The 2687-nt window shown below is 69.4% G+C and carries 3 protein-coding genes; all 3 read right to left on the reverse strand.

Annotated elements, in window-relative coordinates; genetic code table 11:
* Positions 1 to 253: squalene/phytoene synthase family protein (locus K0M70_RS02840; RefSeq protein WP_290779008.1), on the reverse strand; the 253-nt coding region annotated here is incomplete at its 3' end.
* On the reverse strand, positions 250 to 1761 hold the full coding sequence (crtI, locus tag K0M70_RS02845; RefSeq protein WP_290779011.1) for a phytoene desaturase family protein: 1512 nt from the start codon (positions 1759 to 1761) through the stop codon (positions 250 to 252). The genes crtI and K0M70_RS02840, both read right to left, overlap by 4 nt.
* Complete coding sequence (locus K0M70_RS02850) at positions 1758 to 2612, reverse strand: polyprenyl synthetase family protein (RefSeq protein ID WP_290779013.1); 855 nt, start codon at positions 2610 to 2612, stop codon at positions 1758 to 1760. The genes crtI and K0M70_RS02850 overlap by 4 nt, the downstream gene beginning before the upstream one ends.
* Positions 2613 to 2687 lie beyond the last annotated feature (75 nt).

The following is a 2687-nucleotide window of genomic DNA, read 5'->3' on the forward strand; positions in this document are numbered from 1 at the left end:
GGGGGGGGGGCCCGGGGCGCGGGCGTAACCCCCCCCTCCCCCGCGGGCCCACGGCCCCGCGGCTGTCGGCAGACTCATCGGCCAGGTCGTCCACGTGCCGGCAGAAGCCGTACAGCACCGCCGCGCCTGAAGCGTGCCGTGCGCCCAGCAGCCGGCTGGCCAGGTGGAAGGTTCGCCCGTGCGTGCGCAGCACCGAGCGCGCGGCCTCCACCGTGCCAGCTTGGCTTGCCGGGGCCAGCGCGATGCCGTTCACGCAGGCGCCGTTTCCAGCGCTTGCCGGGCGACCGTCCGGGTGGCGGCCGGCAGCAGGCGGTCAACCACTTTCGCCGAGCACAGCACGCCCGGCAGTCCGGCGCCCGGGTGGCTGCCGGCGCCCACCAGGTACAGGTTGCGCGGGCCTTCGCCGCGGTTGTGGAACCGGAACCACGCCGACTGTGAAAAAACGGGTGCAATCGAAAACCCCGCCCCGGCCGGCGACAGGTACCGGTACTCGAAGTCTTCGGGCGTCATGTAGAAATCGGCGCGGATGGTTTCCGCCAACCCCGGCAGCAGCGTGGCGCCCAGCGCAGCCACCACCCGGTCGCGCAGTTTCGGCGCCTCGGTGGCCCAGTCGATGCCCGCCGTCAGGTTGGGCACGGGCACCAGCGCATAGAAACTGTCGCAGCCTTCCGGCGCAAAGCTCGGGTCGGTGGCCGTGGGCCGGTGCAGGTAGATCGAGAAGTCCTCGGCCAACACCTTGCGCTTGAAGATATCTTCAAGCAGCTCGCGGTAGCGTGGTCCCAGCCAAATGGTGTGGTGGGCGACACCGGGATACTGGCGGCTGGTGCCGAAGTACAGCACGAACAGCCCCATCGACTGCTTGCAGTGCCTGGCCTTGATCTTGGCCGAACGCTTGCTGGCGGACCGGGGGAGCAGCTTGTTGTAAAGATGCACCGGGTCGGCATTGGACACCAGGTGGTCGGCCGGGATGCGTTCACCGGCGCCGGTCACCACGGCGGTGATGTCGTTGCCCACCACCTCGATCGATTCCACGGTGGTGTCGAGCTTGATCGTGATGCCCTGTTCCAGCATCAGCTTCGCCAGCGCATCCACCAGCGCGCCGGTGCCGCCCATGGCGAAGTGCACGCCGTGCGCGCGCTCCAGGAAGTGGATCAGGCCGTAGATGCTGGTGGTGTCGAATGGATTGCCGCCCACCAGCAGGGGCTGGATGGAGAACGCCTGGCGGATCTTGTCGTGTTTGACGTGGCGCGCCACCATCTGCCAGACCGTACGGTAGGCGCCCAGGCGCAGCAGGTGCGGGATCTGCTTGAGCATGAAAGTGAAGCGGTGGAACGGCGCGTCTGCCAACTCGGTGAAGCCGACGTCGTAGATGCGGCGCGACTGCTCCAGCAGCGCGCGGTAGCCGTCGGCATCAGGCGGGTGGATCCGCGTGATCTCGGCCAGGGTCTTGTCGAGGCCGCCGCCGTAGTCGAACGTGTCGCCGTCGGGGAAGTGGAACCGGTACCAAAGGTCCAGCGGCACGATGTCCACGTAGTCGGCGATGCGCTTGCCGAACAGCGCGAACAGCTCTTCAAACAGGAAGGGCGCCGTGAGTACGGTGGGGCCCGCGTCGTGGCGGAAGCCGCCCTTTTCGAACACTTGTGCCCGTCCGCCCAGCCGGGGGCACCGGTCCACCAGCGTGACCTCGTGGCCCTTGGCCCGCGCCCGCAGCGCCGCGGCGATGCCGCCGAAGCCGCCGCCGATGACGACCACCCGGCTCATGCCGGCGCCAGGGAATGGCTGAGTCGCTCGATCCGCTGGGAGGCCTGTGCGGCCAACAGATCGCCCGACCCGGAAGGCAGCGCGGCGGCCGCCGCATGCGACTGCTGGAAGCGGCGGATCGCCAGGTCGCGCGCGCGCTCGTGCGGCTCGGCTTCGCCCGAGGCCGCCAGGACGGAAACAATGTTCAGCTCCTGATGCATGGCGTCCTGGTGGGCGTCTTCCAGGTCGTCCGCAACCTGGTAGCCGATGGCGAACAGGGAACCGGCCTGGGTGGCGGCGGCAACGGCCTCTTCCCGGCCCGCCAGCGTCAGCGCCAGCTCCAGCGGAAGCACCAGCAGCGGCGCCGATTTCGCGCTGGCGATGCGCTCGTAGTTTTCCAGGCTGGTCAGGGCGCCGCCCTGCAGCGCGAGGTCGGCACACTGGCCGTGGATGACTTCGGCGATGCGCCGGTGCATTCGCACCGACAGCGACGCGGCGCTGGCACCCACGGTGCCCAGGGCGCCATAGGCGGCCGACAGCAGCAGGTCACCCACGCAAATGGCGACGGCATCGCCGTACTTGCGCCAAACCGCGGCTTGGCCGCGGCGCTGTTCGTCCCGGTCCTGAAGGTCGTCGTGGACCAGGGAAGCGTTGTGCAGCAGTTCGCACGCGGCGGCGATGGCGACGGCCTCGGATTCGGGCCTGCCAAGCGCATCTGCGGCGTGCAGGGCCAGCCGGGCGCGCACGCGCGCCCCGCCGGCGGAAAGATGGTGGGCGGCCGCCTTGCCGGCGTCGCCCGTACCGTGACGCACAAGCTCGAACATCAGTCGCTCGACCTGGCCCAGGCTGGATCTTGCTTGATCGGTATTCATGGAAGCCTCGCTCGAAGACTCCGATCGGGAGCAGGGCGGGGGCGCCCGGGAAACGGCCCCCCCCCCCGGTTTTTA

This window comes from Arenimonas sp. (assembly GCF_019459675.1).
Taxonomy (GTDB): domain Bacteria; phylum Pseudomonadota; class Gammaproteobacteria; order Xanthomonadales; family Xanthomonadaceae; genus Arenimonas.

What these genes read in the sequence shown, in the direction of transcription:
- crtI (WP_290779011.1), bottom strand. Translation starts at nt 1,761, where the DNA reads ATGAGCCGGGTGGTCGTCATCGGCGGCGGCTTCGGCGGCATCGCCGCG.
- K0M70_RS02850 (WP_290779013.1), bottom strand. Translation starts at nt 2,612, where the DNA reads ATGAATACCGATCAAGCAAGATCCAGCCTGGGCCAGGTCGAGCGACTG.